Source organism: Shinella sp. WSD5-1, from assembly GCF_963942435.1.
GTDB classification, from domain to species: domain Bacteria; phylum Pseudomonadota; class Alphaproteobacteria; order Rhizobiales; family Rhizobiaceae; genus Shinella; species Shinella yambaruensis.
In genome coordinates, this window is record NZ_OZ012596.1 from 3,308,006 (window position 1) to 3,334,741 (window position 26,736).

Genomic DNA, 26,736 nt, shown 5'->3' on the forward strand with positions numbered 1-26,736 from the left:
GCTTTCGAGCATTTAAGTATTATACGGCATGGCAAAGCTTCACTAGTGTGTGCCACACGAGGCAAGGCGATGCGGGGCGACATGGCGGAGAACCCGGAAGCGAAACGAAGCTGCTGCAGCCTGCCGCGCCGCGAAGGCGCCGGCAATGCGCCGGCGCGAAACGGCGAGGCCCTGCCGGCGACGGCACCGACGCCGGCGGACGTCGCCTGGTTCGACGCGGGCATCGCGACCGTCGGCACCGACAGGCCCGTCATCGACGCGGACGGAGAGGGTCCGGCGCGCCAGGTGGCGGTGCGGGCGTATGGCCTGGACAGGCATGCCGTCACGAATGCGCGCTTCGCCCGCTTCGTGGCGGACACCGGCCATGTCACGGATGCGGAGCGTTTCGGCTGGAGCTTCGTCTTCAAGGACTTCGTCGCACCGGGAACCGTGACCAGCCAGCCGGTCGGCCTGCCCTGGTGGCATCGGGTCGACGGCGCGACATGGCGCCTGCCGGGCGGCCCCGGCGGTCCGCTCCGTGCGGATGACCGGCACCCGGTCGTCCACGTCTCCTGGAACGATGCACAGGCCTTTGCCCGCTGGGCTGGCGGCCGGCTGCCCTCCGAAGCCGAGTGGGAGCACGCCGCAAAGGCCGGCCGGGCGGAGATGCGGTATCCATGGGGGGACGACGAGCCCGGCGACCGGGCCATCCACTGCAACATCTGGCAGGGTCGTTTCCCGCACATCAATTCCCTTGCCGACGGCTATGGCGGCACGGCGCCGGTGGACGCGTTCGAACCGAACCCCGCGGGCCTCTTCAACATGTGCGGCAATGTCTGGGAATGGTGTGCCGACGCGTTTCACGTCCAGCCGCTCACGCAGGTCGCGAAGGCGCGCAACGCGCTCGCAGGCCGGAATGCCGAGCGCCTTCTCAAGGGGGGCTCCTATCTCTGCCACATCAGCTACTGCTACCGCTATCGCATCGCCGCCCGCATGGGGCACAGCGCCGACACGTCGACGGGCCATATCGGCTTCCGCCTCGCCTATGACCGGCCCTGACATTCCTGCGCAGGACGCCCGGGGCTCGTTCGCTGCCTGACGGCCTTTCCCTGTGCCTTCAGGGAGCGCACGCCTCCTCTGCGTACCAGATCGTCCCGGAACAGCGTCCGCAGGTCGCGGAACGAGCGATAGCCGAGAACGCCCGCGAGGCGGGAGACGGTCGTCGCCGACACGCCGGCCCGCCGCGCGATCGACGAACATGTCCCGAAGGCCATGATATCCGGATGCTGCAGGGCGAAGTCCACAAGCAGGGCCAGTTGCCGCGGAAAGGCGGAACCGCTCGCCATGACGAGGGCATGCAGCTCGCGCCAGGTCCGGGGAGGTTCGTGGCCAGGGTTCATGATCCGCTCCTTGCCTGGTGAAAACGGAGAAATGGACATCAGGGCCGGCCCGGAATCCCGCGTGCCGGCCATGCGGCGCGGATCCGCGAACGGACGCGAAATCCCCTGCCCTAGAGACGCCGCCCGCTTTGCGGATCGAAAAGGTGGATGCGGCCCGGATCGGGCGACAGCCGCACCGTGTGCCCGACCCGCACATCCAGGCGGTCGCGCGCGACGCAGGTGACCTCCTGCCCCGCGAGCCTTACGACGAGATAGGTTTCGGCCCCCGTCGGCTCCACCACGCAGACCTCCGCGGCAACGCCGTCTTCGCCAATGCCGATATGTTCGGGCCGGACGCCGTAGACCGCCCGCCGGCCGACCAGTTCCGGAGCCGGCGCGGCAAGCGGCAGCCGGACGTCGCCGGCGAGGAACCCGTCGTCGCGGATCTCTCCCGTCAGAAAATTCATTGCCGGCGAACCGATGAAGCCGGCGACGAACATGTTGACGGGACTGTCGTAAAGCGCCAGCGGCGCACCGACCTGCTCGACGACGCCATCGCGCATGACGACGATCTTGTCGGCCATCGTCATCGCCTCCACCTGATCATGCGTCACGTAGACGGTGGTCGTTCCGAGGCGCTGGTGAAGACTCTTGATTTCCGCCCGCATGGAAACGCGCAGCTTCGCGTCGAGATTGGAAAGCGGCTCGTCGAACAGGAACACCTTGGGGTCGCGAACGATCGCCCGCCCCATCGCGACGCGCTGGCGCTGGCCGCCGGAAAGCTGGCGCGGATAGCGCTGCAGAAGCTTGTCGAGATTCAGGATGCGCGCCGCCCGCTCCACCTTGCCCTGGATCTCGCGCTTGTCCGTGTTCTTGAGCTTCAGCGCGAAGCCCATGTTCTCCGCCACGGTCATGTGGGGATAGAGCGCGTAGTTCTGGAAGACCATCGCGATGTCGCGGTCCTTGGGGGGCAGCTCGTTCACGACGGTCTCGGCGATCCGTATCGTGCCGCCGCTGATCTCCTCAAGGCCTGCAAGCATGCGCAGGAGGGTCGACTTGCCGCAGCCCGACGGACCGACAAGCGTGACGAACTCCCCGTCGTCGATCTGGATGGAAACGCCGTGCAGGGCCTTGAGCGTGCCGTAGGACTTCTGGACGTTGTGAATTTCGACCGAGGCCATCGTCGTGACTCTCCTTGACAATATGAAAGGGGAGCCGGTCCCAACCGGGGACCGGCCCGCAGATCAGCCGGCGGCAAGGCTCGGGTGCTGCCCGCGCTCGACATAGATGCCGACCGTCACGTCCCACGGGATGACGCCCACCCGGGCAGCCCAGGCCTGCCACCGGGCCGCAAGGTCGGCGACGATATCGGGATTGTCCGCCGCAAGGTCGACGAGCTCCGTGCGGTCGGCCGCAAGGTCGTAGAGCTCCCAGCCGTTCGGCTCTTCGCGCACGAGCTTCCAGCGCCCGACCCGGATCGCGGCATTGCCCGTATGCTCCCAGTAAAGCGGTGCTTCGAGCAGCGACCCGCCGCGCAGGAGCGGCAGCAGGCTCCGCCCCTCCAGCGGCGCGACCGCGCGGCCGAGCGCCGGCGGCGGATAGCTGGCGCCGGTCACGTCCAGGATCGTCGGCGCGATGTCGACGAGCTGCGCCGGCGCATCGAGGATCGCCCCGTCCGCAAACCCGCCGGCCGGCCAGTGCACGATCAGCGGCGTCGCGATCCCGCCTTCGTGCACCCAGCGCTTGTAGAAGCGGAACGGCGTGTTGGAGAGGTTCGCCCAGGCGCGGCCATAGCTCGAATAGGTGTCTTCGGCGCCCGGAACGATGTCCGGCGTGTTGCCCACGCGCATCGGCCTGCCGTCGCGCGTCGCCCGCGGCAGGATGTCGGCCCGCTGCATGAAGGTCTCGACATCGAACTGGGGCAGGTCCTCCGGCGAGGCGCCGTTGTCGGAAAGGAAGACGAACAGCGTGTTCTCGAACGTGCCGCTCGCCTTGAGCGCCTCGACGATCCGGCCGATACCGCGATCCATGCCTTCGATCTGGGCCGCATAGGCCTGCATGCGCTTGGCCTGCCACGCCTTGTGTTCCGTGGCCGCCCAGGCCGGCTGCGTCGGATCGCGCGCGCTGAGGGCGGTGTCGGCCGGCAGGATGCCTTCCGCAACGAGGCGCTCCATGCGCTTTTCGCGCAGCGCATCCCAGCCCTCGTCGAAGCGGCCCTCGTAGCGGGCGATGTCCTCCTCAGGCGCATGCAGCGGCCAATGCGGCGCGGTGAAGGCGGCGTAGAGGAAGAAGGGATTGCCGGCGGCCGCCTGCTCCGCGATGAAATCGGCACCATGGGCGGCGATGGCGTCCGTGTAGAAGAAGCCGGGATCCCGCGCTTCCGCCGAGGCGTCGCTCTCCCCGCGCGTCAGCGTGCCGGGGGCGTAGAAGCTGCCGCAGCCGGTCAGCGTGCCGAAGAAGCTGTCGAAGCCGCGGCGTGTCGGCCAGGTGTCGTTCGGCGTGTGCATGTCGGTTGCCAGATGCCACTTGCCCGACAGGCATGTCGCATAACCGGCCGCTTTCAGCATTTCCGCAAGCGTCGCGCAACGGCCGTTGAGGTTGCCGGGATATCCGCGCGGCAGGTCATTGTTCGTGAGGACGCCGATCCCCGTCTGGTGCGGGTGAAGGCCGGTCATCAGCGAGGCGCGCGAGGGGCTGCAGCGCGCGGTGTTGTAGAACTGCGAAAAACGAGCGCCGTTGCGCGCAAGGCCATCCAGATGCGGCGTGGATATTTCTCCGCCATAGCAGCCGAGATCGGAAAAACCCATGTCATCGGCAAGGACAAGGACGATATTGGGACGCTTAGTCATCGATGCTCTCTCAGTTGGTTGCGCCGCCGAAGCGGCTTCGCTTCGGCTGGAAATGCTCCAGGCACGACAGGATCGTTCCGCCGGCCCCGGGGGCCGGCAGTCGCAGGTGTTCGAAATCTCCGTTCCGGAGCCGTCCTGTTCACGCGGCCCGCCGCACCACGGCGGGCTGCGTGACGGGATCAGCCCTCGCTACTTCGCAAAACCGCTTGCCTTGGCGATGTCCGCGAGCTTTGCCTGCAGGCCGTCGAGCGCCGCGGCGACCTCCACCTCGCCCGAGCCGATCTGGCCGATGACCGGTTCGACGGCCTCGAGCATCTGGGCGGCAAAGACGTATCGGATCGAGCCGCGGGCCAGGGGCGCGGAATCGCGCGCCGCTTCCATGATCGGCCGGAGCGCGCCGGCGCCCGAGACGTCGATGTCCTTGCGCGTCGGAATGCCGCCCGCGCCGGCAAAGACCTCCTGCTGCTTCTTTTCCAGCATCCAGACGATGAACTCGGCGGCCGCGCGCTGGCGCTCCGGCGCCTGGCCTGCCGGCACGCAGAGGGACCACACGCCGCTTGCCGGAACCGGCTGGTCGAGCGATCCCGCCGGCACGACCGCATAGCCGCATTTTCCGACGACGGAGGAGCGGGACTCGTCTTCGAGCTGCGGCATGCCGGCCGCCACGAAATGTCCCTGCAGGGCCTGGCCGCTCTGCATGAGCGCAATGCAATCCGCCTGCCCGACCGTCTGCGGCCGGGACGGCCCCAGCTCCAGAAGGCGGCGGAAGGTCGTCGCCGCGGCCTTTGCCGCCTCGCTGTTTATCGCCGGCACGAGCGAGCCGCCGTCGACGGTGAACCAGTCGGCGCCGAAGCCGTAGAGCACATGCATGAACTCGTAGCTGACCGACTGGCCGCCCGTCGTCGGCTGGCCGCGCGTGACATAGCCGTACCGGACCTCGCCGGCCTCCACCGCCTTCTTCCCGTTCTCGATCGCCTCGTCCCAGGTGCGCGGCACCTGCAGGCCCAGCTTGTCGTAGATGTCCTTGCGGTAGACGAAGAGATCGACATTGCCGTTGATCGGCAGGCCCATCACCTGCCCGCCGGCCACGCCCAGCCTTTGCTGCCTGTCCCACAGCGGCAGGTTGTCGTAGGTCAGGATGTTCGGATCGAGCGCATAGCCTTCGATGATCTCGTCGATCGGCTTGATCCAGCCGTTGTCGTAGAACTGGCCGGTCCACGGCTCGTCGAGCTGGAAGATGTCGAAGGCGGCGTTCTTGCTCTGGATCGCGTTGGTCATCTGGGTGCGCATGCCGCCATAGGGGAACGGCCGGAAGGTGATCTTCACGCCCTTTTCCGCCTCATAGGCCGCGGCCGCCTTCTGATAGGCCGGCAGCCAGGGCGTCGTGCCGGTCAGCACGATCAGCTCCCTGACCTCGGCGGCGGCCGCCCCCCATGCCGGAAGGCCTGCCACGCCCGCCGCGCCCGCGGCGGCGATCCCCTTGAGAACCTGGCGCCGGGATAGGGCCAGGCGCACGGTTTCGGTTTGCTTGATCATCTGTTCCTCCCTGAGATCAATCGGTGCATTTACTTGACGGAGCCGCGCGTCATGCCGGCGATGATGCGCTTGCTGGCGAGCACGCTCGCAATCATGATCGGCACCACGGCAAGGCTGCCGACGGCCGAGAGCTGGCCCCAGCGGACCTCGTAGGGCTGCACCAGCGATGCGATGCCCACGGAGAGCGGCGAGGTCGTGCCGCCGGACGTCATCGTCAGCCCCATGAGAAACTCGTTCCACGTCATGATGGCCGTGAAGAGCGAGCTGGTGATCAGGCTCGGCGTGACGAGCGGCAGCATGATCGTCCAGAAGGATCGCGCCTCGCTCGCGCCGTCGATGGAGGCCGCCTCCTGCAGGGCGGGCGGGATCTCGTCGAAGCCGATCTTCATGAGCAGCGTGGCGAACGGCAGGTTGAGGATCGTGTTGAGGATGATGAGGCCGGCGAGCGATCCGAGGAGCCCCGTCTGGATCAGCGTCACGTAGAAACCCGGCACGAGCGCCATCGGCGGCAGCATCGGGACCACGGCGCAGGAGGCGCCGACCGTGGCGGTCAGCCACCACGGCAGCCGCAGCTTGGAAAGGCCGTAGGCCGCAAGCGTCGAGGCGATACCGCACAGGACGACCGTTCCCGCCACGATGACGAGGCTGTTGGCGAGCTGCGCGCGGAAGGGCTGGTCGTCCGCCAGGATGGCGGTCACGTTGTCCAGCGTCAGGTCCAGCTCCCAGAACATGGAGATGATGGCCCGGTCCGACTGGAAGGAAAGCACGATCATCCACGCGATGGGAGCGATGAAGAGCAGCAGCAGCAGCGCCAGAACGGCATCGCAGGTGAGGTCGGCGAGATCCTTGCGCCGGCGCAGCCGCGCGTCGGCAAGGGTCCCTGTCTTGATGGCATGGCTGCCGGCGGTCATGCTTCCACCTCACGCGTTGCAGAAAAGAGCCGGATGGCGCGCAGGTGCCTGACGAGCATGCCCGCACCGATGGCGAGCGACATCAGCGCGACGAGCAGAACGCTGAAGGCGGAGCCATAGCCGTAGTTCAACTGGTCGAAGAAGACGTCACGGATATGCAGCGAGACCAGCGTCGTGGCGCCGTTCGGGCCGCCTGCCGTCAGGAGGTACATCTCGTCGAACGCCTTCACGCCCATGATCGCCCGGATGAAGACCGTTCCGATGATCGCCGGCATCAGCATGGGGATCTTGATGTAGCGGATCACCTGCCACTCGTTGGCACCGTCGCAGCGCGCCGCCTCGATGGCCTCCTCGTCGACCGCGCAGAGCGCCGTGTAGAGCATGAGGAAGGCGACCGGCGTCCAGTGCCAGACGTCGACGATGATGATGGCGACGATCGCGCCGGCCTCCGTGCCGAGCCAGTCCTGGGTCGGCAGCCGCACGGTATCGAGCAGCTTGTTGAGCACGCCGATGTTCGGGCTGAGGATCAGGAGCCAGATGAGGCTCACCACGACGGGCGCCACGATTGCCGGCCACAATAGGACGACCTGCGAGATGCGGTTGAGCCGCCTGCTGCGCTGGACGAGCAGCGCCAGCACCAGGCCGAGGACGACCGACAGGACGACGGTCGCGACCACGAAGAGAGCCGTGACCGCCAGCGAGTACATGGCCAGCTCGTTGGCGAGGATCTCGCGAAAATTGTCGAACCCGGCCGGCTGCCAGACGAACTCCCCCGCCTCGATGCGCAAATGGGAGAAAGCCATGAGAACGACCTGTGCCCAGGAATAGCCGCCGATCCCGACGATCAGGACGAGAAAGGGAAGCGTGGTGGTCTTCGCGAAGACGCTGGACCGCCGCCAGAATGTCAACGCCATGTCGTCAGATACCCCTGCCGCGCTCGGGCGATCCCGTCGCCGCGCGTTCCGGGCAGTCTCCCGCCCATGGCAGGCTTACGCCGCCGTCCGGACATTTCATCTCCTCCCAGATTATGTTCCACCTGATCCTTGCGCCATCTCAGCCATAAACTGAAATGCTTTCTTCTTTAAAATCCATAACCAAGGCGCATGGCGACGACAGGGCATCGCCGACCGCGAACCGCGCGGCACCGCGATCCGGACGGAACTTCGCAGGTCGCTTTGCGGTTACCTTCGAAAGCTGATTCCGTTTGCGGGAGAGATGTCATGAATCGTATTGTTCCGGCCGTTCTGGCCTGCTGTGTCCCGATGCTGTTTCCCACGGGGACGAGCGCCAGCGAGGAGCGGTTTCTGGACAGCCTCGCGGGCGACTATGCCGGACAGGGCCAGGTCCGCCTGCGCACGAACAGAAAGCCGATCACCGTCAGTTGCACATTCGCCTCGACCACGTCGGGCGATTCATTGTCGCTGAAAGGGCGGTGCCGCGGCCTGGTCGTCGTGTCGAGGGCCGTCGGCGTCGATCTCAAGGTTTCCGGCGGAACCTACCGCGGATCCTACATCGGAGCCGGTTCCGGGCCGGCGTCGCTTTCCGGCCGGCGCAAGGGCGAGGCGCTCAATCTCACCATCGGCTGGGCAAAGAAGGTGAACGGCGATCGCCGCGCCAATCTCTCCGTGGCGAAGGCCGGAAATGACGGCCTGACGCTCACGACGACGGACCGCGACCCCTCTTCGGGCAAGATGGTGACGACAAGCTGGATCACGCTTCAGCGCCGGTAAGCGCAGAAAAGGGCCATCGGCCGGCCGGCATGGACCGGCTGGCGACTGGTTCTAGTCCTCGGGGCCGTAGCCCGGCATCCTGTAGATCGTATCGGACCGTTGCTGAATGTCCGGCACGAAGACCCTCGCCATCCATTCCTCGTCCTTGACGTCCTCGATCGCCACCGACACGAGGTCTTCGCCGCACCCCAGCGATGCCGTTACGGCCTGGGTGAGCGCTTCGGCAAGCGCCCTCTTCTGCTCCTCGCTACGCCCCTCGATCATCTTGAGGATCACATGCGGCATCTTCGCCTCCCCGCTGAAACCTGCCGGCCGTCTTTGGAAACCTTCACGGCCATTGCTTTGCCCACTCCTTCAACTCCGCCCTCGCCTTTTCCGGCCATTCCGTCACCGGGGCGGGAAACACCGCGATCCGTTCGCCATGCGGCTTCCAGGCCGCATAGGCGCGGCGATCGCTCGAGGACAGGTAGATCAGACCCGCCTCGTCAAGGCATGCATGCGGACGGCACGCGGTGCCGACGAAATCGTCCCCCTTGAACTGGCCGCTTCCGACGCCGGCCATCAATTGCTGGAACTGCGTGAAATCCGAGCCGAGCACCATCTTGAAGCTTGCTGCGATTTCGGCGTTGTTGAAGGCGTCGGACGGGTGCGTGAAGGTGCGCTCCCGCAGGTTGCTCCAGCCGCGCGCCTCGTCCGGCTGGAAGGCCACGGGGGCAAGCGGCGTCATGCCGCGATCGACGCTCCACTGCCATCGCTCCGTATCCCGCCCGGGAACGCTCGCCGTCGAAAACAGCAGCGTCGAGCCCTCCACCGCGTGCGACACGGGCGTGCAACTGTCCAGGGGACCGTCTATCCTCGGCGCGCCTTTCTCGGGAAACGACAGCACGAAGGGAGACCCCTCGCAGGCATTGCCTCCGACCGAGCTCGTGCCGACCACCACGACCGTTCCGTCGAAGGCATAGATGTCGTCCAGGAAGATGATCGCATTCGTGTGCAGCTCCCGGCCATCGACGGTGAGCACTTTCTCGAAGTCCCGCTCCTTGATCTCGATCGTGCGGCCCGCGATCTTCTCCAGCTCCACCGCATTGGCGGATACGGCAAGGCCGGCAAGCCAGCCGACCAGGGAAAATGAGAGAATCAACCGTCGCGTCATGAAAACCTCCTGCACTTTGCGCGCAGGCTAGGCGGCGCGGCTGTCGATCGCAACCGGGCAATCCGTTTTCGCGAACGCCATGAACGGCGACGTTCGCCGTCACGGCTGCCCCTGCCGCGCGGGGCGCCCCGCTGCTGTCATGTCGCGCAGGCTCATTGGCCGGCTGAAAGCCGCGGGCCGGCCGATCTTCCGTCCTGCCGGCGTTTCAGACCGTCAGATGTTGACGCGCCTCCGGTTCGTCGAGCGTCGCGGCGGCGCCTTCGTGTACGATCGAGCCCCGGTCCATGATATAGACGTGATCGGCAAGCTCGCGGCAGAAGTCGAGATACTGCTCGACGAGCAGGATGGCCATGCCGGTGGAATCGCGCAGGTACCGGATCGCCCGGCCGATGTCCTTGATGATCGACGGCTGGATGCCTTCGGTCGGCTCGTCGAGCACGAGGATTTTCGGACGCGTCACCAGCGCGCGGCCGATGGCGAGCTGCTGCTGCTGGCCGCCCGAAAGATCGCCGCCGCGCCGGCCGAGCATGGTGTGCAGCACCGGGAAGAGGCTGAAGATCTCGTTCGGGATGAAGCGCTCCGAACGCTTCAGCGGCGCGTAGCCGGATTCGAGGTTCTCCCGGACGGTGAGCAGCGGGAAGATTTCGCGCCCCTGCGGCACATAGCCGATGCCCTCCCTGGCGCGACCATAGGGCGCCATGCCGTCGAGCTTCACGCCGTTGAAGGCCACCGAACCCGAGGAGAGCGGGTGCTGGCCGGTGATGGCGCGCAAGAGGCTCGATTTTCCGACGCCGTTGCGACCGAGCACGCAGGTGATCCTGCCCGTCTCGGCCGTGAGCGAGATGCCGCGCAGCGCCTGGGCGGCGCCGTAGTGGAGGTTGGCGTTTTCGACGGTCAGCATGCGGGGGCTCCCCTGGTGTCGGAGGCCTTGGCACCCCCCTCTGCCCTGCCGGGCATCTCCCCCACAAGGGGGGAGACTGGATGGGGCGAGGCCTCGCCCATTACGAACGTCGCGTGGGAGCAAAGCTTCTGCCACTTGCCGATCTCCCCACTTGTGGGGGAGATGCCCGGCAGGGCAGAGGGGGGTAGCGCCGCAGCGAATTCCAGCGACAGGAACACCGAATACACCCTCACCTCCCCAGATAGTTCTCGATGACCTTCTGGTCGGCACTGACGAAATCGATCGAGCCCTCCGCCAGAACCGAACCTTCCGCAAGGCACGTCACCTTGACGCCGAGGTCGCGGATGAAGCCCATGTCGTGCTCGACCACCACCACCGAGCGGGTCTTGGCGATCTCCTTCAAAAGGATCGCCGTCTCCGCCGTCTCGGCGTCCGTCATGCCGGCGACGGGTTCGTCGACCAGCAGCAGTTCCGGCTCCTGCGCCAAGAGCATGCCGATCTCCAGCCATTGTTTCTGGCCGTGGCTGAGGTTGGCGGCGAGGTCGTCCTTGCGGTTAGTCAGGCGCACGGTCGAGAGGATTTCCTCGATGCGGGCCTTGTCCTCCGCGGTCAGGCGATAGAACAGCGTCGAGAAGACGCCGCGGTCGCGGTTGAGCGCCAGTTCCAGATTGTCCCACACGGTGTGGCTCTCGAAGACCGTCGGCTTCTGGAACTTGCGGCCGATGCCGAGCTGGGCGATCTCCGCCTCGTCCTTCTGGGTGAGATCGACCGTGCCCTTGAAGAAGACCTCGCCGGCATCCGGCCGGGTCTTGCCGGTGATGATGTCCATCATCGTCGTCTTGCCCGCGCCGTTCGGGCCGATGATGGCGCGCAGCTCGCCGGGCTCGATGACGAAGGAGAGCGAGTTCAGCGCCTTGAAGCCGTCGAAGGAGACCGAGACGCCGTCGAGATAGAGGATGCTGGTGGGTTTTGCATTGCTTGCGAGCGTGTTCATGCCGGTCACTCCGCCGCCTGGGGTTCTGCCGCCGCGAAGGCGCGCGCTTCTTCCGCCGCCTTCGCCTTGCGATATTCCCGGCGCCGCTCGACGAACTGGCGCACGGTGCCGACGATGCCCTTCGGCAGGAACAGCGTGACGAGGATGAAGAGGCCGCCGAGCGCGAAGAGCCAGAATTCCGGGAAGGCGGCGGTGAAGACGCTTTTTCCCCCGTTGACGAGGATCGCCCCGACGATGGGGCCGATCAGCGTGCCGCGCCCGCCGACCGCCGTCCAGATGACGACCTCGATGGAGTTCGCCGGATCGAACTCGCCGGGATTGATGATGCCGACCTGCGGCACATAGAGCGCGCCGGCAACGCCCGCCATCATGGCCGAAACCACGAAGGCGAAGAGTTTCACATGTTCGACCCGGTAGCCGAGGAAGCGCGTGCGGCTTTCCGCATCGCGCACGCCGACGAGGATCTTTCCGTATTTCGAGCGCACGATGCCGGAGGTGATCACCAGCGAGAGGGCGAGCGCGACGGCGGAGGCAGCGAAGAGCGCGGAGCGCGTGCCCTGCGACTGGATGTTGAAGCCTAAAATATCCTTGAAGTCGGTGAGGCCGTTGTTGCCGCCGAAACCCATGTCGTTGCGGAAGAAGGCGAGCAGCAGGGCGAAGGTCATCGCCTGGGTGATGATCGAGAGGTAGACGCCGTTGACGCGCGAGCGGAAGGCGAACCAGCCGAAGACGAAGGCGAGCAGGCCCGGCGCAAGGATCGCCATCAGCGCGGCGAACCAGAACATGTCGAAGCCCTGCCAGAACCAGGGCAGTTCCTTCCAGTTGAGGAAGACCATGAAATCCGGCAGCAGCGGATTTCCGTAGGAGCCCCGCGCGCCGATCTGGCGCATCAGGTACATGCCCATGGCATAGCCGCCGAGCGCGAAGAAGGCGGCGTGTCCCAGAGAGAGGATGCCGCAGAAGCCCCAGACGAGATCGAGCGCCAGCGCCAGCAGCGCATAGGTGAGGTACTTGCCGAACAGCGAGACGATATAGGTCGGCACGTGCAGCGGGTGATCGGGCGCCGTCAGAAGATTCAGCGCGGGCACGAGGGCGGCGAGCGTGAGCAGGATCGCGACCGTGACGACGATGTTGCGCCCGAGGGCTTTTGCGAGAAACGAGGTGATCATGCTTCCACCGCCCTGCCCTTGAGTGCGAAGAGCCCGCGCGGCCGCTTCTGGATGAAGAGGATGATGAGCACGAGCACGAGGATCTTTCCGAGCACCGCGCCGGCATAGGGCTCCAGCACCTTGTTGAGGATGCCGAGCGAGAAGGCGCCGACCAGCGTGCCCCAGAGATTGCCGACCCCGCCGAAGACCACGACCATGAAGCTGTCGATGATGTAGCCCTGGCCGAGGTTGGGCGAAACGTTGTCGATCTGCGAGAGCGCGACGCCGGCGATGCCCGCGATGCCCGAGCCGAGCGCGAAGGTGAGCGCGTCGACCCACGGCGTCCTGATGCCCATGGAGGAGGCCATGCGGCGGTTCTGGGTGACGGCGCGCATCTGCAGGCCCATCGGCGTCTTCTTCAGGAGGAAGAGCAGGAAGGCGAAGACGGCGAGCGAGAAGAGGATGATCCACATGCGGTTCCAGGTGACCGTGAGGCCGCCGAGCTCGAAGGCGCCGGACATCCAGGACGGGTTGCCGACCTCCTGGTTGGTCGGGCCGAAGATCGAGCGCACGGCCTGCTGGAGGATCAGCGAGACGCCCCAGGTGGCGAGCAGCGTTTCGAGCGGCCGTCCATAGAGGAAGCGGATGATGCCGCGCTCCATGACGAGGCCGACCGCGCCGGTGACGAGGAAGGCGAGCGGCAGGGCGATGGCCAGCGACCAGTCAAAGAGGCCGGGAAAGGAGGTGCGGATGACCTGCTGCACGACGAAGGTCGTGTAGGCCCCGAGCATGACCATCTCGCCATGCGCCATGTTGATGATGCCCATCACGCCGAAGGTGATGGCAAGGCCGATGGCGGCGAGCAAGAGCACCGAGCCGAGCGACAGGCCGTACCAGATGTTCTGGCCGGCCGCCCACAGCGCAAGCTGGTCCTCGATCTGCTGGATGCCGATCTCGATATCGGGACGCAGGCTTTCGTCGGCGGAGGCGAGCGCGGCGGACAGCAGCGAAAGCGAATCCCGCCCGCCGGTCTGAACCACCGTGGCGACGGCCGCCTTCTTCTCCGCCACGGGGCGGTCGGACACCAGGATGGCGGCGGCACGGGCCTTTTCAAGCACGGCCTTCACCGCACCATCGGTTTCCGCGGCAAGCGCCGTGTCCAGGCCATCGAGCGCATCGGCGGTCGGCGTGCGCAGAATCGTGCCGGCGGCTTGAAGACGCACGGAAGTATCGGGGCTCATCAGCGTCAGCCCGCCGAGCGCACCACGGATGACCCGGCGCAAGCCGTTGTTGACCTTGACCTTTTCCAGCGCGGCCTTGGCCTCCTCGCCAACCTCGTCGCCGGTCAGCGCGTCGATCAGCTTGAAATTGGCGCCGGCCGGCTTGACGATGAACACGGTGCCATCGGCCTTGCGCTGGTAGAGATCGCCCTCGGCAAGCGCTTCGAGCGCCGGCACGATCTTGGGGTCGCCCGTCTTCGCCAGTGCCTCGACCTGCTTCTGGTTCTGCTGGAAACTGCCGCCGCCGAGCGCGTTCATCATGGCACGCAGGTCGTCCGCGGCCCGGAGGTCGGTCGCCATCAGGCAGAAAGCGACGATGAGGCATTGCAGAAAACGATGGATGAGCCGCGCTTGCATCTCATGGCCTCGAAGCGTTGGGTGATGTGGCCATCCCGAGCGTCGGGATGGCGGTTCGTCGGGAAGACCCTCTCTGCCTGCCGGGCAATGGCATGTGGCAGGACGATGCCGCATCCCCTTCTCCCCCGGGGGGAGAAGGTGGCCCGAAGGGTCGGATGAGGGGGTGAGACGAGTGGATCATTTTGATCTTTCGCGCCTGCGACCTCCCCCTCATCCGCCTGCCGGCACCTTCTCCCCCCAGGGGAGAAGGAGAATCGTGGCGACGGTTACATTCCATAAGCGATTGCCCTGCCCTTGAGGGAGAGAACCAGGGAAACTTGCACTTTCAGCTTGAGGAGAAGGGTTTTCCGTCCTTCCCTCTCAACCCCTCAGATCACGACCCCTTGCCACCGCACTTGCCGGTGGCGACGTTGAAGTTGCCGCATTCCATGGGCTTGCGCCAATCGGCGATCAGGTCCTTGGAGTCCGGCAGGAAATCCGACCATTCGTCGCCGACGACGAGGCCGGAGGTCTGCCACACGGTCTCGAACTGGCCGTCGGCCTGGATCTCGCCGATCAGCACCGGCTTGGTGATGTGGTGGTTCGGCATCATGGTGGAATAGCCGCCGGACAGGTTCGGCACGGAGACGCCGATCATCGCGTCGAGCACGGCGTCCGTATCGGTGGTACCGGCCTTTTCCACGGCCTTCAGCCACATGTTGAAGCCGATGTAATGGGCTTCCATCGGGTCGTTGGTGACGCGCTTGTCGTTCTTGGTGAACGCCTTCCACGTCTTGATGAACTCGGCGTTGGCCGGGTTGTCGACGGACTGGAAGTAGTTCCAGGCGGCGAGATGCCCGACCAGCGGGCCGGTGTCGAGACCGGCAAGCTCTTCCTCGCCGACCGAGAAGGCGACGACCGGGATGTCCTCGGCCTTGACGCCCTGATTGCCGAGCTCCTTGTAGAAGGGAACGTTGGCGTCGCCGTTGATGGTCGAGACGACGGCGGTCTTCTTACCGGCCGAGCCGAATTTCTTGATGTCGGAGACGATGGTCTGCCAGTCGGAATGGCCGAACGGCGTGTAGTTGATCATGATGTCCTCGGGCTTCACGCCCTTGGAGATCAGGTAGGCTTCGAGGATCTTGTTGGTGGTGCGCGGATAGACGTAGTCCGTACCCGCAAGCACCCAGCGCTCGACTTCCTCGTTCTCCATCAGGTAGTCGACGGCGGGGATCGCCTGCTGGTTCGGCGCCGCACCCGTGTAGAAGACGTTGCGCTGGCTCTCCTCGCCCTCGTATTGCACGGGGTAGAAGAGGATCGAGTTCAGCTCCTCGAAGACCGGCAGGACGGACTTGCGCGACACTGACGTCCAGCAGCCGAAGACGGCCGAGACCTTGTTGACCGAGACCAGCTCGCGGGCCTTTTCGGCGAAGAGCGGCCAGTCGGACGCCGGATCGACGACGACGGCTTCGAGCTTCTTGCCGAGCAGGCCGCCCTTCTTGTTCTGCTCCTCGATGAGCATCAGCATGGCGTCCTTGAGGGTCGTCTCGGAAATCGCCATGGTGCCGGAAAGCGAATGCAGGATGCCGACCTTGATCGTGTCGTCGGCCGCGAACGCGCCATGGAAGGCCGTCGTCGAGAGAATGGCTGCGAGCAGTGCGCCGGTGGCGCGCGCCTTGATGGACATGGTCTGAACCCCTCTGTTCTTTTGACCGCAACGGGGCGGATTGGTTTTTTAGCCGTTGCTGGAGGGGACTATCGGCCGGGCATGCTGCGCTGCACATACGTCATATTGCGTAGATGGGAGGGAGAAGCGGGAAGTTTTTGCGGCGCAGCAGGAATTTCGGGGGCGGTACATGTGTGCTACGAAAGGTCAGTGTGTTGGGCGGGCACCGCCCTCTCCTCCGTCATCCTCGGGCTTGACCCGAGGATCCAAAGCCGCGGGTGCCGAGTGGATCCTCGGGTCAAGCCCGAGGATGACGGAGAGTGGGGACATGGCGCGCCACAACGCACCCAAGGAGGGCCGGGTGAACACGGCCCACCAGACAACCGAGGGGAACGACAGCAACACATGGCCGCACGCCAGCGCATCATCCCGATCCGCCGCGAATACAATCGCTGGGTCGCCAACCAGACGCTGGAGGACTATGCGCTGCGCTTCACCGCCAAGAGCGCGCGGCGCTTCTCGTCGGACCGCATCTCGCAGACGGCCATCGGGGCGATCTCCTTCCTCGCGCTGGAGGCCATCGGCGGCGCGATCACCATGTCCTACGGCACGACCAACGCGCTTGCCGCCATCCTCGTCGCCAGCCTGATGATCCTCCTCGTCGGCCTGCCGATCAGCCGCTACGCCATCCGCCACGGCGTCGACATCGACCTTCTCACCCGCGGCGCGAGCTTCGGCTATATCGGCTCCACGCTGACCTCGCTGATCTATGCGAGCTTCACCTTCATCCTCTTCGCCATCGAGGCGTCGATCATGTCCGGCGCGCTGGAGCTGGCGCTCGGCATACCGCTCTGGATCGGCTACATCATCTCCTCCGTGGTGGTGATCCCGCTGGTCACGCACGGCGTGCAGCTCATCTCGCGCTTCCAGCTCGTCACCCAGCCGTTCTGGATCGTGCTGAACATCCTGCCCTTCGTCTTCATCGCCTTCGCGGACTGGGAAAAGGTCGGCGCGTGGCTCGCCTATTCGGGCCTCAATCATCCCTCCGGCCCGCCCGGCACCTATGCGCCCTTCACCCTCGTTGAGTTCGGCGCGGCCTCGGCGGTCATCTTCGCGCTGATGGCGCAGATCGGCGAGCAGGTCGACTTTTTGCGCTTCCTGCCGCCAGACGGGCAGAGGAAGCTGCACCACCGCATCGCCGTCTTCCTCGCCGGCTCCGGCTGGGTCGTCGTCGGCGCGCCGAAGCTGATCGCCGGTTCCTTCCTCGTCGTGCTGGCGCTCTCGACAGGCGTGCCCTCGACGCGCGCGGCCGATCCGGCGCAGATGTATTACACCGCCTTCGGCTACATGCTGCCGTGGGATAGCGCAGCGCTGCTGCTGATGGTCGCCTTCGTGGTGGTCTCGCAGCTGAAGATCAACGTAATGAACGCCTATGCGGGCTCACTCGCCTGGTCGAATTTCTTCTCGCGCCTGACGCACAGCCATCCCGGCCGTGTCGTCTGGCTGGTCTTCAACGTGGCGATCGCGCTGCTTTTGATGGAGCTCGGCATCTACCGGCTGCTGGAAGAAACGCTCGGCGTCTTCTCCATCGTCGCCATGGCCTGGCTCTGCACCATCTCGGCCGACCTCTTCGTCAACAAGCCGCTCGGGCTTTCGCCGCCCGGCATCGAGTTCAAGCGGGCGCATCTCTACGACATCAACCCGGTCGGCCTCGGCGCGATGAGCTTTTCCGCCGTCGTCGCCCTCGTCGCGCATTTCGGTGCATTCGGCGAAATCTCCGCCTCGCTCGCCCCCTATATCGCCGCCGTCGCCGCCTTCCTCGCCTCGCCGCTGATCGCCTGGGGGACGCGCGGCAAATACTACCTCGCGCGAAAACCGCGCCGGAGCTGGGCGCAACGCGACACCATCACCTGCTCGATCTGCGAACACCCGTTCGAGCCGGAGGACATGGCCTGGTGCCCGGCCTATGCCGCGCCGATCTGCTCGCTGTGCTGTTCGCTCGACAGCCGCTGCCACGACCTCTGCAAGCCGAAGGCGCGCTTCAACGCGCAGGTCGCGGGCGTCGCCAAAACCATCCTGCCCGAGCCGGTGACGACGGCGCTCGCCACCCGCCTCGGCCGCTACGGCATCGCGACGGCCCTGTCGATCACCGGCATGGGCGTCATCCTCGCGATGATCGCCCACCAGGTCGGCACCGGCTCGCCGGAGACGGCGGCGGTGGTGGAGCGCACGATCGCCGTGGTCTTCTTCGTCTTCGCCGTGGTGGCCGGCGTCGTGTGCTGGTTCTATGTGCTGGCGCATGACAGCCGCGTCGTCGCGGAAGAAGAATCCTCGCGCCAGACGACGCTTCTCCTGAAGGAAATCGCCGCGCACAAGAAAACGGACGCCGCGCTTCAGCAGGCGAAGGAGACGGCGGAAGCGGCGAACCGCGCCAAGAGCCGCTACGTCGTCGGCCTCAGCCATGAATTGCGCACGCCGCTCAATGCCGTGCTCGGCTATGCGCAGGTGCTGGAGCGCGACGAGAGCATCCCGCCGCAGCGCCAGGGCGCGATCCGCGTCATCAAGCGCAGCGCAGACCACCTTTCCGGCCTCATCGACGGCCTGCTCGACATTTCCAAGATCGAGGCGGGAAAGCTTCAGGTCTATTCGAACGAGATCAACATCCATGATTTCCTCGACCAGATCATCGAGATGTTCCGCCCGCAGGCGCAGGCCAAGGGCGTCGCCTTCACCCATGAGCGCGCGAAAAACCTGCCGGCCTATGTGCGCACCGATGAAAAGCGCCTGCGCCAGATCCTTGTGAACCTCATCTCCAATGCGCTGAAATTCACCGACAGCGGCACGATCCGCCTCGACGTCTCCTATCGCAGCCAGGTCGCCACCTTCACGGTGGCCGACAGCGGCCGCGGCATCCTCGAAAAGGACCTTTCCCGCATCTTCGAGCCCTTCCAGCGCGGCGATGCCGAACACGGCCGCATGCCGGGCCTCGGCCTCGGCCTCACCATCACGCGCCTGCTCACCCAGACGCTCGGCGGCGAGATCGCCGTGACGAGCGAGCGCGGCAGGGGCACGGAATTCCGCGTGCGGCTGATGCTCTCGGCCGTCGACCGCCCGACGGCGCCGAAGGTGCGCCACATCAAGGGCTATACGGGGCGGCGGCGCACCATCCTCGTCGTCGACGACAATGCCGACCACCGAAACCTGATGGAGGAGGTGCTGCGGCCGCTCGATTTCACCGTGCTGACGGCGAAGGGCGGCGCGGAATGCCTTGCCCTCGTCGAGGGGCTGAGGCCGGACCTCTTCCTCATCGACATCTCCATGCCGGGCATGAACGGCTGGGAACTGGTGGAGCGGCTGCGCGCCCTCGGCCAGCCCGGCCCGGTCGTCATGCTCTCGGCCAATATCGGCGACGGCTCGGCCGCCGCCGCCGAGACCGGGCACAACGACACGCTGGCCAAGCCCTTCGACCTGCGCCAGCTTACCGACAAGCTCGCGCTCCACATGGGGCTCGAATGGACCTACCATGGCGAGGCACGGGCGGAGGAACCGGCGCGCACCCACATCGTCATCCCGGAACGGGACGACGTGGAGGAGTTGATCCGGCTCGGCGAGATCGGCTATGTGCGGGGCATAGAGGCGAAACTGGCCGAAATCGCCCGCACGCCGAAACACCAGCCCTTCACGGAGGCGGTGCGCGCCTACGTGCAGGTGTTCGATCTTGCCGGCTACGACGCCTTCCTGAAAACCATGGACCCGGAGAAAGGACGCCGCCCGTGACGGAACCGGCCACCCCGCGCGACATCGTCCTGCTCGTCGACGATTCCCCCGAAGCGCTCGGCTTCCTGACGGAGGCGCTGGAGCAATCCGGCTTTTCCGTGCTCATCGCCACATCCGGCACGGCGGCGCTCAACATCGTCGACCGCATCACGCCCGACATCATCCTGCTCGACGCCGTCATGCCCGGCATGGACGGGTTCGAGACCTGCCTGAAGCTGAAGGCCAACCCGGCCGTCAGCCCCGTGCCCGTCGTCTTCATGACCGGCCTCACCGAGACGGAGCACGTGGTGCGGGCGCTGGAGGCCGGCGGCGTCGATTACCTCACCAAGCCGATCAACATCGACGAACTGCGCGCCCGCATCCGGGTGCATCTCTCCAACGCCCGCTCCGCCCAGAGCGCGCGGGTGGCGCTCGATGCGGCGGGCCGGCATCTGCTGGCCGTCAGCGGCGAGGGAAAGATCCGCTGGTCGACACCGCAGGCGACGCGCCTCGTCAACGCCGCGACGGGCAGCGACGACGGCCTCGACGCGGTCTCGACCCATATCAACGCCTGGATGAAGACCCGCGGCACCGCGCGCGAAAACAGTTTCGCGATCCGCCAGGCGGGCCAGGCAAGCCTGCAGCTCGCCTTTCTCGGCGCGATCGGCGCGGACGAATATCTCTTCCGCCTCACCGCGGAAAACCGGCTTTCCGAGGATGAGGTGCTGCGCCAGCATTTTGCGCTGACGCACCGCGAATCCGAGGTGCTGCTGTGGATCGCCAAGGGCAAGTCGAACCGGGATATCGGCGAGATCCTCGGCCTCAGCGCCCGCACGGTGACCAAGCACCTCGAACAGATCTACGTGAAGCTCGGCGTGGAAAACCGCGCCTCGGCGGCGGTGAAGGCCGCCCATGTGCTGCACGAGGTCTGACGACGGACAGGCGGCTTCCCGTGCGCCATGAGCTGGGTTGATGGCCACCAGTAGTCGTATCGAATCGAACCAGGGCTGAGCTGGCCGTCGGTGCGCTCCGCGGCCATGGGCGCAACGGATCGCCATTCCGGCCAAAACCCGTCACGCACCGTTGCAGGCGCCGTCCTGGCCGACGCCCGGCGCGGCCAGCATCGGCAAGAAACCGTGAAGCCAGACGCCGAAGCTGGCCGCCCACAGCAGCGCGCTGATGGCATGGTGCAGGGGCGCAAGGCCGGCGGCGAAGGCGAATTCGGGAAGGACGCGGACGAACGCGGCGGCGACCATCAGCAAGGCCGCCCCGTGGGCCTGCCATGGCAGGTGCAGGAGATCGCGGCCGGTATGCCGCAGGCCGGCGATGACCAGCACGGCCATCACCGCGCAGCCGAGTGCCCCGACCGACAGCATGTGCAGGCCGGCGGCAGGGGGAAGGTCGAGGCCGAGCCGCGTTGCGCCGAGCGCCAGGAAACCGGCGCCGGCAAAGGCATTGCCGAGGGCGAGCATGACCACCTCGGTCCTGAAGGCGGGGCGGCCGATGAACCATTCCGCCAGCCGGTCGAGGAACGCGGCGCCCGCCGCCAGCGCCAGCCAGGCCGAAACGCCGCTTTCCGGAAAGATCAGGGCCGAGGCCATGTAGAGCACCGTCATCGCCGCGGCCGCATGGCGCCGCCCGGGATGCGGCCTGTAGGGCGTCGTCTCGCCGGTCGGATCCAGCGCAAGGTTGATCACCACGACATTGATGCGCGAGGCGGACAGCGAAAACAGCACGATGAAGATGCAGAGCGCCGTTTCCAGCAGGCGGGCGGAGAGCGCGACATCGCCGACGAACCAGCCATAGTGCACGCCCGCCGCCACCGCGGCGAAGGAAAGCAGCCAGAACAGGAAGGCGAGATGCTTCGTCGTGCGGCGCTCCAGCATCGCCCGGCCGATCAGGGCGGAAAGCGCGACCAGGAAGGCAAGGTCGAAGACGGCGGCCACGGGGCTCAGCGCATCCGCCCCCACCGCGCCGACCAGGCGCGCCGGCAGCCAGAGGGCGGCAAGGCAAAGCAACGCCCTGCCCCGTGGCGGGCCTGTATCGGTCCATTCCGGCACGGCCGAGCCGAGGAAGCCGGCGAGCGCCATGCCGTAGGTGCCGAAGATCATTTCATGCGCATGCCACTGCGAGGACGGGATGTCGGAGGAAAAGGGCAGCTCGTAGCCGCCCAAGACCACCCAGAGGAACGGCAGCAGCGCGCCATGGGCGGCGGCCAGGGGAAAGAACAGCCGCAGCGCTTCGGCAAGGATCGGCCGCTCCCTCATCGCGCCCGCTCCGTCGCCGAGAAGAGCTCACCGAAGACGGGGTCGCGCGACCATGCCTCCACCTGCTCGAAGATCGCCCGTTCGGAGCGTTCGCCCGGCCGGCCGGCAAGCGCGCGGCTCGCGGCGATGCGTCCGTCCCGGCCCGAGAGAACCGCGATGCGATCGGCCACGCGGACCGCTTCGGCAAGATCGTGCGTCACCAGCAGCACGGAGAAGCCACGGCTGCGGGCGGCGGCGATCAGGAGGTCCTGAAGATGGCGGCGCAGGCCGACATCCGTCGCGCTGAACGGTTCGTCGAGGAACAGCATGTCGGGATCGACGGCGAGCGCCCGCGCCACGTTCGCCCGCTGCCGCATGCCGCCGGAAAGCTCCGCGGGGTATTTTGTGAAGTCCGCCTCTTCCAGGCCGACGGAGAGCGCGAGGCGCTCCGCCGTCCTGCGGCGCGCCGCCTTCCCCTCGCCCCTTGCGGCAAGGCCGTAGGCGATATTGTCCGTCAGCGTCATCCACGGCAGCAGGCGCGGCTCCTGGAACACCACCGCCTGGCGGCGGTATCCGCGCACGACCCGCCCCTTGACCGGCTCGACGATGCCGGCGGCGATCTGCAGGAGGGTCGTCTTGCCGCTGCCGGACGGGCCGAGCAGCGCCACGGCCTCGCCCTTGCCGATGCAAAGGTCGAAATCCTCGAAGAGGCTGCGCCCGAGAAAGGCGTGCCCGACGCGGGAGAAGGTGAGCGCGGGGCTTTGCCTCATCGCTTCACGCCCCAGGGAAGGCCGGCGCTGCGCCAGCGCTCCGCGGCCTCGCGCACCACATGCAGCACGCCATAGTCGGTGGCGAGCGCGAGGATGACGGTGATCGCCAGCCAGGCCGTGACGAGCGGGATGTCGAAAAGCGCGCGTGCCGTCGCCAGCTCGCCGCCGATGCCGCCGGAATTGGAGAGGAGTTCCGCCATCACCGTGACCTTCCAGGCGCTGCCGGCCGTCGTCGTCCAGGCAGGGAAGAGATAGGAGAGCACGTGCGGCAGGGTGATCGTGTGCAGCCGGTAGGCCCATGAGGCGCCGAAGGACTGGGCCATGATGTCGAGCTGCCGGTCGCGCTTGGCGACGCCTTCGAGCGCGCCCGCGAAGGAGAGTGGCGCGGAGGCGATGACCACCGTCATGACGGCCGTGCCGCCGGACGAGCCGAACCAGATCAGTGCCAGCACGATCCAGCCGATCGGCGGCACGCCCAGCATGACCGTGACCACCGGCTTCATCAGCCGCATGGCGGCGAAGGAATAGCCGGCGACGAGGCCGGCCGCCGTGCCGGTCACGGCGGCGAGCGCGAAGCCCGAAAGCGCCCGGCCGGCGCTCTGCGACAGGATCGTCCAGAAATCCGGCCGCGTGGCGAGCGCGCCGATGGCTGCGGCCGTTTCCGCCGGCGACGGCAGGATGAAGGAGCCGTAGATCTCATGCCCGGCCTGCCAGACGGCGAGGAAACAGAAGATGCCGGCAAGGCCCGCCCATCCGGCCCACAGATAGCGCCCCGTCCAGCCGAGGCCGGCGAGAACATGGCTCATCGCATCACACCAGATAGAACCCGTCGCCCGGCAGCTTGCCGCCGATGATCGCCGGATTGGCCTTGGCCAGCACGCCGTAGAAGCTTTCGAGGGTCTTCCTCGCCGCGCTCGCGGGGATCGCGCTCAGGTGGCTGGTCGGGAAGGACGCAGCGATGATCTCCGGCGGGAAGCCGAGCGCGTCCGCGACGGCATTCGCCGCGGCCTCGGGATCGGCCAGCGCATCGGCGAGCGCGGCCTCGATCGCCGCCTGCAGGGCGCGGGCGCCTTCCTTTCCGAGCGCCTGCTGCACCTCGGTCGTCAGCGCGAGCCCGGCCTGCGGGATCTCCGACGTGCCCGCGACGGCCTGCCATTCCGCCTGGACGTCGATGGCGCGGTAGACGGTCATGAAGAGCGATTTCGCCTTGATGATGACGCCGGTCGCCGCTGGTTCGCTGAGGAGAGCGGCATCGACGCGGCCGGTCAGGAGCAGTTGCACCGCCTCGGGCGACGAGGCGGTATATTCGAGCGTCACGTCGCCCTCTCCCAGCCCCGCCTGCGCCAGAAGCCGCGCCATCACGAAATCCGGCATGTCGTTCTTGAACGGCAGGGCGAGCGTCCTGCCCTTGAGCCCGGCGACCGTCTTCAGGCTCTCGTCCTTCGAGACCACGTAGAGGAGGCCGGTGGTCAGCACATCGAGGAGCCCGATGCCGAGGCCCCGGTTGTGCAGGTTGGCGGCGGCATAGCTCGGCATCACCACGGCGCCCATGGAGCCGGAGGCGACGGCGGCGCGCATCTCGTCCGGCGTCTTCCAGGCGCGGAAGACCGCCAAGGGCGCGACGTCCTTCAGGAAGCCGCCCTTGACCGCATGGGCAAGGACGGCGGAGGGCGCGGCCGGCGGACCGTAGAGCGTCAGCGGCGCAGCGGCCCTGAGGATCGCGGGCGCCGCCAGCGTCGTGACCGCGAGCGCGGAGAGGCCGGCAAGAACGTCACGGCGGGTGGGAAGGGTCATGTCCATCGTCCTTTCGTCAGAAACGCGCCTTGATACCGGCGTAGAAGCCGCGGCCATCGCCCGGCAGGTAGACCGCCTGCCCGGGGCCCGCCTGGTCGAGGACCAGGGTGGAGGAGGCATAGGTCTTGTCGAAGAGGTTGGTGACGGCGCCGTAAAGGCTGAAGGCCTCGCTGATGCGGTATTCGGTCTTGAGGTCGACGACCGCATAGGGATCGGCGTAGAGCGTGTTCATGTTGTCGACGGGCGTCTTTGCCGGGACCCATTGCAGGGCCGCGCCGATATCCCAGTCCTCCGTCACCGCATATTGCAGCGCGAGGTGGACGACATGGCGGGGCGCGCCGGCGAGGCGATTGTCGCCGCGCACCGGATCGTCGTCGAAGCGGAAGTCCTGGAACGTATAGGCAAGCCGGCCCGTGAGCGCCTGCACGATCTCGCCGGAGACGCCGAGCTCCAGTCCCGCATGGATCGTCCGGTCGGCATTGACGGCGGCCAGCAGCGAACCGCTGCTGTCGCGCAGGCTGAGAAGCTCGTCGTCCACCCAGGAATAGTAGGCGACAGCATCGACGTTCCACGTCTCGTAGCTGCCCCGCCAGCCGATCTCGACGGTGGTCGCGGTCTGGGCGTCGAGGTTCGGCGTGGAGAAGCCGGTCGCCGAGCTGTTGGGCGTGCCGCCCATGGTGCCGAGCAGGTCGTCATGGGTCGGCGGCTCGAAACTGCGGCTGATCGCGGCGAACAGCAGGTTGCTTTCGTCGGGCCGCCAGCTTGCGGCCAGCGCCGGCGACCAGCCGCTATAGCTGCGGTCATAGCTCGTATCGACCGCCGGAATTCTCGACAGGACCGGCCCGCCGGGCGTGAAGCCCAGCCACGGGCGGGTCGCCGTGCCCCAGAGATCGTCGTTTCCGCGCGTCGCATAGGTGTAGGACAGCGAGGGCGACAGCGTCACCGCATCGCCGACCGGCACATTGAGGCCGGCCGTGAGCGACAGGGTCTTGGCGTCGAGATCGTTCCGGGAGAAGGCCGGCCCGTCGGCGCCGGCGCGATTGATGTTGTAGGTCCGCTCGGCCGAGCCGATGGAATACTGCGCCGTCGTTTCGAAGAGCGGTAGGACAGCATCCGCATCCGGCTGGTAGGCATAGCGCAGGAGGCCGGTCACGTCGCCGCCCTCCGTGCGGCGCACGCCGCTCGACACGGGGAAGCGGAACATGTCCTCGGTATGGGTGTAGCCGAGCCCGATATCGAACAGGTGGTCGTCCAGCACGATGGAGGTGCGCGAGCCGATGAGGAACTGGGTGGCCTCGCGGCGCGGCCTGTCGCGCTCGACATTTGGGCCGAGGCTGGTCGGCGGGCCGAGCGAGATCTGCGTCGGGTCGGCGTTCAGCGCGCTCAGCGTCAGGGGACCGGAAACGTCGAAGCCGAGGTCGGTATAGCCGATGAAGGCGCGCGTCGTGACGCTGTCGGAAATCTCCGCCTCGATCGTGCCGCCGACGCTCGTCCGGCGGGAGCCGTTGTGCCGGCGGAAGCCGTCGCGGCGGCTGCTGTCGATGGAGAAGCTGCCGGCGAAGCGGTCGCTGTCGAAGCCCGTGCGGGCGGAAACCTCTGCCGCGCCGAAACTTCCGCCTCCCGCCGAAACGCTCGTTCCGGCCTCCACCGGCGAGGCGAAGTTGATCGCCCCGCCGAGCACGCTCGCGCCGAGCCGGTTGGCGGTATAACCGCGATAGACCTCGATCAGGCTCGCCTGGCCGGGATTTGCGAGGCCGACGATGTAGGAGCCGTCCGCGCGGTTGATCGGCAGGCCGTCCCGCAGGACGAGGATGCCGCGCTCGACCGGGTTCTGCTGCAGGCCTGAGCCGCGGATCTGCACCCGCGGCTGATCGTTGCCGCCGAAGAAGCGCTGCACGACGACGCCCGGAACGAGGGCGAGCGCTTCGGAAAGTGTCGGCACGGCCCGTGCCGCCGGCTCCTCCCCGCCGATGGCCGCCACCCCGCCGGGAATGGCCGCCAGGCGCTCGCGCGCCCTCTGGACCGTGTCGCTCCACCTTGTGCCATCGACCACGACGGCGTCCAGAACCGTGGTCGAGCCGGGTGTCGCCGACTGTGCCAAAGCCCCCGTCGCCGTCCCGGCCAGAAGAACCGCCGTCACGAAACCAAGTCCACCGATGCGCGCCATGATATCCCCGCTCGCCAATTGCCCTGCCATGGGAATTGCACATCCGGGAAACGCCGCTCTTTGCGCTGGCGCAAACAAGAGTCAAAACTTGAGTATTCCACACATGTTATTGCAGGACGGCGCTACGCAAGGCGCGCTCAA

General features: G+C 66.8%; 22 protein-coding genes. 4 read left to right on the forward strand and 18 right to left on the reverse strand.

Annotation, left to right across the window (positions count from 1 at the left end; translation table 11 throughout):
- Nucleotides 1-69: 69 nt before the first annotated feature.
- Nucleotides 70-1,038: a formylglycine-generating enzyme family protein gene (locus AABQ55_RS16310; RefSeq protein WP_272805745.1), complete on the forward strand. Its 969-nt coding sequence runs from the start codon at nt 70-72 to the stop codon at nt 1,036-1,038.
- Here AABQ55_RS16310 and AABQ55_RS16315 read toward each other — a convergent pair.
- From AABQ55_RS16315 to AABQ55_RS16340, 6 genes are all read right to left on the reverse strand, one after another.
- The gene (locus AABQ55_RS16315) at nt 1,023-1,451 is read right to left on the reverse strand and encodes a MurR/RpiR family transcriptional regulator (protein WP_272805746.1); all 429 of its coding nucleotides are present in this window, start codon (nt 1,449-1,451) and stop codon (nt 1,023-1,025) included. The genes AABQ55_RS16310 and AABQ55_RS16315 overlap by 16 nt on opposite strands.
- Before the next feature lie 38 nt (nt 1,452-1,489).
- Nucleotides 1,490-2,539 (reverse strand): ABC transporter ATP-binding protein, encoded by a 1,050-nt coding sequence (locus AABQ55_RS16320; protein WP_272805747.1) that lies wholly within the window; start codon nt 2,537-2,539, stop codon nt 1,490-1,492.
- A 63-nt stretch (nt 2,540-2,602) separates the two neighbouring features.
- Nucleotides 2,603-4,207 carry an arylsulfatase gene (locus AABQ55_RS16325; protein ID WP_272805748.1) on the reverse strand — a complete coding sequence of 535 codons (1,605 nt, stop codon included), beginning with the start codon at nt 4,205-4,207 and terminating at the stop codon, nt 2,603-2,605.
- A 189-nt stretch (nt 4,208-4,396) separates the two neighbouring features.
- A complete protein-coding gene (locus tag AABQ55_RS16330; protein ID WP_272805749.1) occupies nt 4,397-5,743 on the reverse strand; it encodes an ABC transporter substrate-binding protein in 1,347 nt (448 codons plus the stop codon).
- A 29-nt stretch (nt 5,744-5,772) separates the two neighbouring features.
- Nucleotides 5,773-6,654: a carbohydrate ABC transporter permease gene (locus tag AABQ55_RS16335; protein WP_272805750.1), complete on the reverse strand. Its 882-nt coding sequence runs from the start codon at nt 6,652-6,654 to the stop codon at nt 5,773-5,775.
- Nucleotides 6,651-7,568 carry a carbohydrate ABC transporter permease gene (locus AABQ55_RS16340; protein ID WP_272805751.1) on the reverse strand — a complete coding sequence of 306 codons (918 nt, stop codon included), beginning with the start codon at nt 7,566-7,568 and terminating at the stop codon, nt 6,651-6,653. The genes AABQ55_RS16335 and AABQ55_RS16340 overlap by 4 nt, the downstream gene beginning before the upstream one ends.
- 306 nt (nt 7,569-7,874) lie before the next feature.
- Here AABQ55_RS16340 and AABQ55_RS16345 point away from each other — a divergent pair, with 306 nt between their 5' ends.
- The gene (locus AABQ55_RS16345) at nt 7,875-8,384 is read left to right on the forward strand and encodes a hypothetical protein (RefSeq protein ID WP_272805752.1); all 510 of its coding nucleotides are present in this window, start codon (nt 7,875-7,877) and stop codon (nt 8,382-8,384) included.
- 51 nt (nt 8,385-8,435) lie between these two features.
- Here the strand turns inward: AABQ55_RS16345 and AABQ55_RS16350 are convergent, their stop codons facing one another.
- The 7 genes from AABQ55_RS16350 to urtA all read right to left on the reverse strand — a co-directional run bounded on the left by AABQ55_RS16350 (nt 8,436) and on the right by urtA (nt 15,883).
- On the reverse strand, nt 8,436-8,669 hold the full coding sequence (locus tag AABQ55_RS16350) for a tautomerase family protein (RefSeq protein ID WP_244769471.1): 234 nt from the start codon (nt 8,667-8,669) through the stop codon (nt 8,436-8,438).
- A 43-nt stretch (nt 8,670-8,712) separates the two neighbouring features.
- Nucleotides 8,713-9,537 (reverse strand): hypothetical protein, encoded by an 825-nt coding sequence (locus AABQ55_RS16355; RefSeq protein ID WP_272805753.1) that lies wholly within the window; start codon nt 9,535-9,537, stop codon nt 8,713-8,715.
- Between the two features lie 205 nt (nt 9,538-9,742).
- Nucleotides 9,743-10,438: an urea ABC transporter ATP-binding subunit UrtE gene (gene urtE / locus AABQ55_RS16360; RefSeq protein WP_244769469.1), complete on the reverse strand. Its 696-nt coding sequence runs from the start codon at nt 10,436-10,438 to the stop codon at nt 9,743-9,745.
- A 229-nt stretch (nt 10,439-10,667) separates the two neighbouring features.
- Nucleotides 10,668-11,432: an urea ABC transporter ATP-binding protein UrtD gene (gene urtD, locus AABQ55_RS16365; protein ID WP_272805754.1), complete on the reverse strand. Its 765-nt coding sequence runs from the start codon at nt 11,430-11,432 to the stop codon at nt 10,668-10,670.
- A 5-nt stretch (nt 11,433-11,437) separates the two neighbouring features.
- On the reverse strand, nt 11,438-12,601 hold the full coding sequence (gene urtC, locus AABQ55_RS16370) for an urea ABC transporter permease subunit UrtC (protein WP_272805755.1): 1,164 nt from the start codon (nt 12,599-12,601) through the stop codon (nt 11,438-11,440).
- Nucleotides 12,598-14,217: an urea ABC transporter permease subunit UrtB gene (gene urtB, locus AABQ55_RS16375; RefSeq protein WP_272805756.1), complete on the reverse strand. Its 1,620-nt coding sequence runs from the start codon at nt 14,215-14,217 to the stop codon at nt 12,598-12,600. The genes urtC and urtB overlap by 4 nt, the downstream gene beginning before the upstream one ends.
- 373 nt (nt 14,218-14,590) lie before the next feature.
- Nucleotides 14,591-15,883, reverse strand: a complete 1,293-nt coding sequence (gene urtA, locus AABQ55_RS16380; protein ID WP_244769466.1) for an urea ABC transporter substrate-binding protein — start codon at nt 15,881-15,883, stop codon at nt 14,591-14,593.
- Between the two features lie 384 nt (nt 15,884-16,267).
- Here urtA and AABQ55_RS16385 point away from each other — a divergent pair, with 384 nt between their 5' ends.
- Both AABQ55_RS16385 and AABQ55_RS16390 read left to right on the forward strand, forming a co-directional pair.
- Nucleotides 16,268-19,639: a hybrid sensor histidine kinase/response regulator gene (locus AABQ55_RS16385; RefSeq protein ID WP_272805757.1), complete on the forward strand. Its 3,372-nt coding sequence runs from the start codon at nt 16,268-16,270 to the stop codon at nt 19,637-19,639.
- Nucleotides 19,636-20,550 carry a response regulator transcription factor gene (locus AABQ55_RS16390; protein ID WP_272805758.1) on the forward strand — a complete coding sequence of 305 codons (915 nt, stop codon included), beginning with the start codon at nt 19,636-19,638 and terminating at the stop codon, nt 20,548-20,550. The genes AABQ55_RS16385 and AABQ55_RS16390 overlap by 4 nt, the downstream gene beginning before the upstream one ends.
- Nucleotides 20,551-20,691: 141 nt before the next feature.
- On the opposite strand, the gene AABQ55_RS16395 is transcribed toward AABQ55_RS16390, so the two are convergent.
- From AABQ55_RS16395 to AABQ55_RS16415, 5 genes are read right to left on the reverse strand one after another with little or no spacing between them, the layout of a single operon-like run.
- A complete protein-coding gene (locus AABQ55_RS16395; protein ID WP_272805759.1) occupies nt 20,692-21,885 on the reverse strand; it encodes an NnrS family protein in 1,194 nt (397 codons plus the stop codon).
- The gene (locus tag AABQ55_RS16400; RefSeq protein WP_272805760.1) at nt 21,882-22,634 is read right to left on the reverse strand and encodes an ABC transporter ATP-binding protein; all 753 of its coding nucleotides are present in this window, start codon (nt 22,632-22,634) and stop codon (nt 21,882-21,884) included. The genes AABQ55_RS16395 and AABQ55_RS16400 overlap by 4 nt, the downstream gene beginning before the upstream one ends.
- A complete protein-coding gene (locus AABQ55_RS16405) occupies nt 22,631-23,440 on the reverse strand; it encodes an ABC transporter permease (protein ID WP_272805761.1) in 810 nt (269 codons plus the stop codon). Before AABQ55_RS16405 ends, AABQ55_RS16400 begins: the two co-directional genes overlap by 4 nt.
- Nucleotides 23,441-23,444: 4 nt before the next feature.
- Entirely contained in the window at nt 23,445-24,428 is a 984-nt protein-coding gene (locus tag AABQ55_RS16410) for an ABC transporter substrate-binding protein (RefSeq protein WP_272805762.1), read from the reverse strand.
- Between the two features lie 16 nt (nt 24,429-24,444).
- Nucleotides 24,445-26,595 (reverse strand): TonB-dependent receptor family protein, encoded by a 2,151-nt coding sequence (locus AABQ55_RS16415; protein WP_272805763.1) that lies wholly within the window; start codon nt 26,593-26,595, stop codon nt 24,445-24,447.
- Nucleotides 26,596-26,736: the final 141 nt, after the last annotated feature.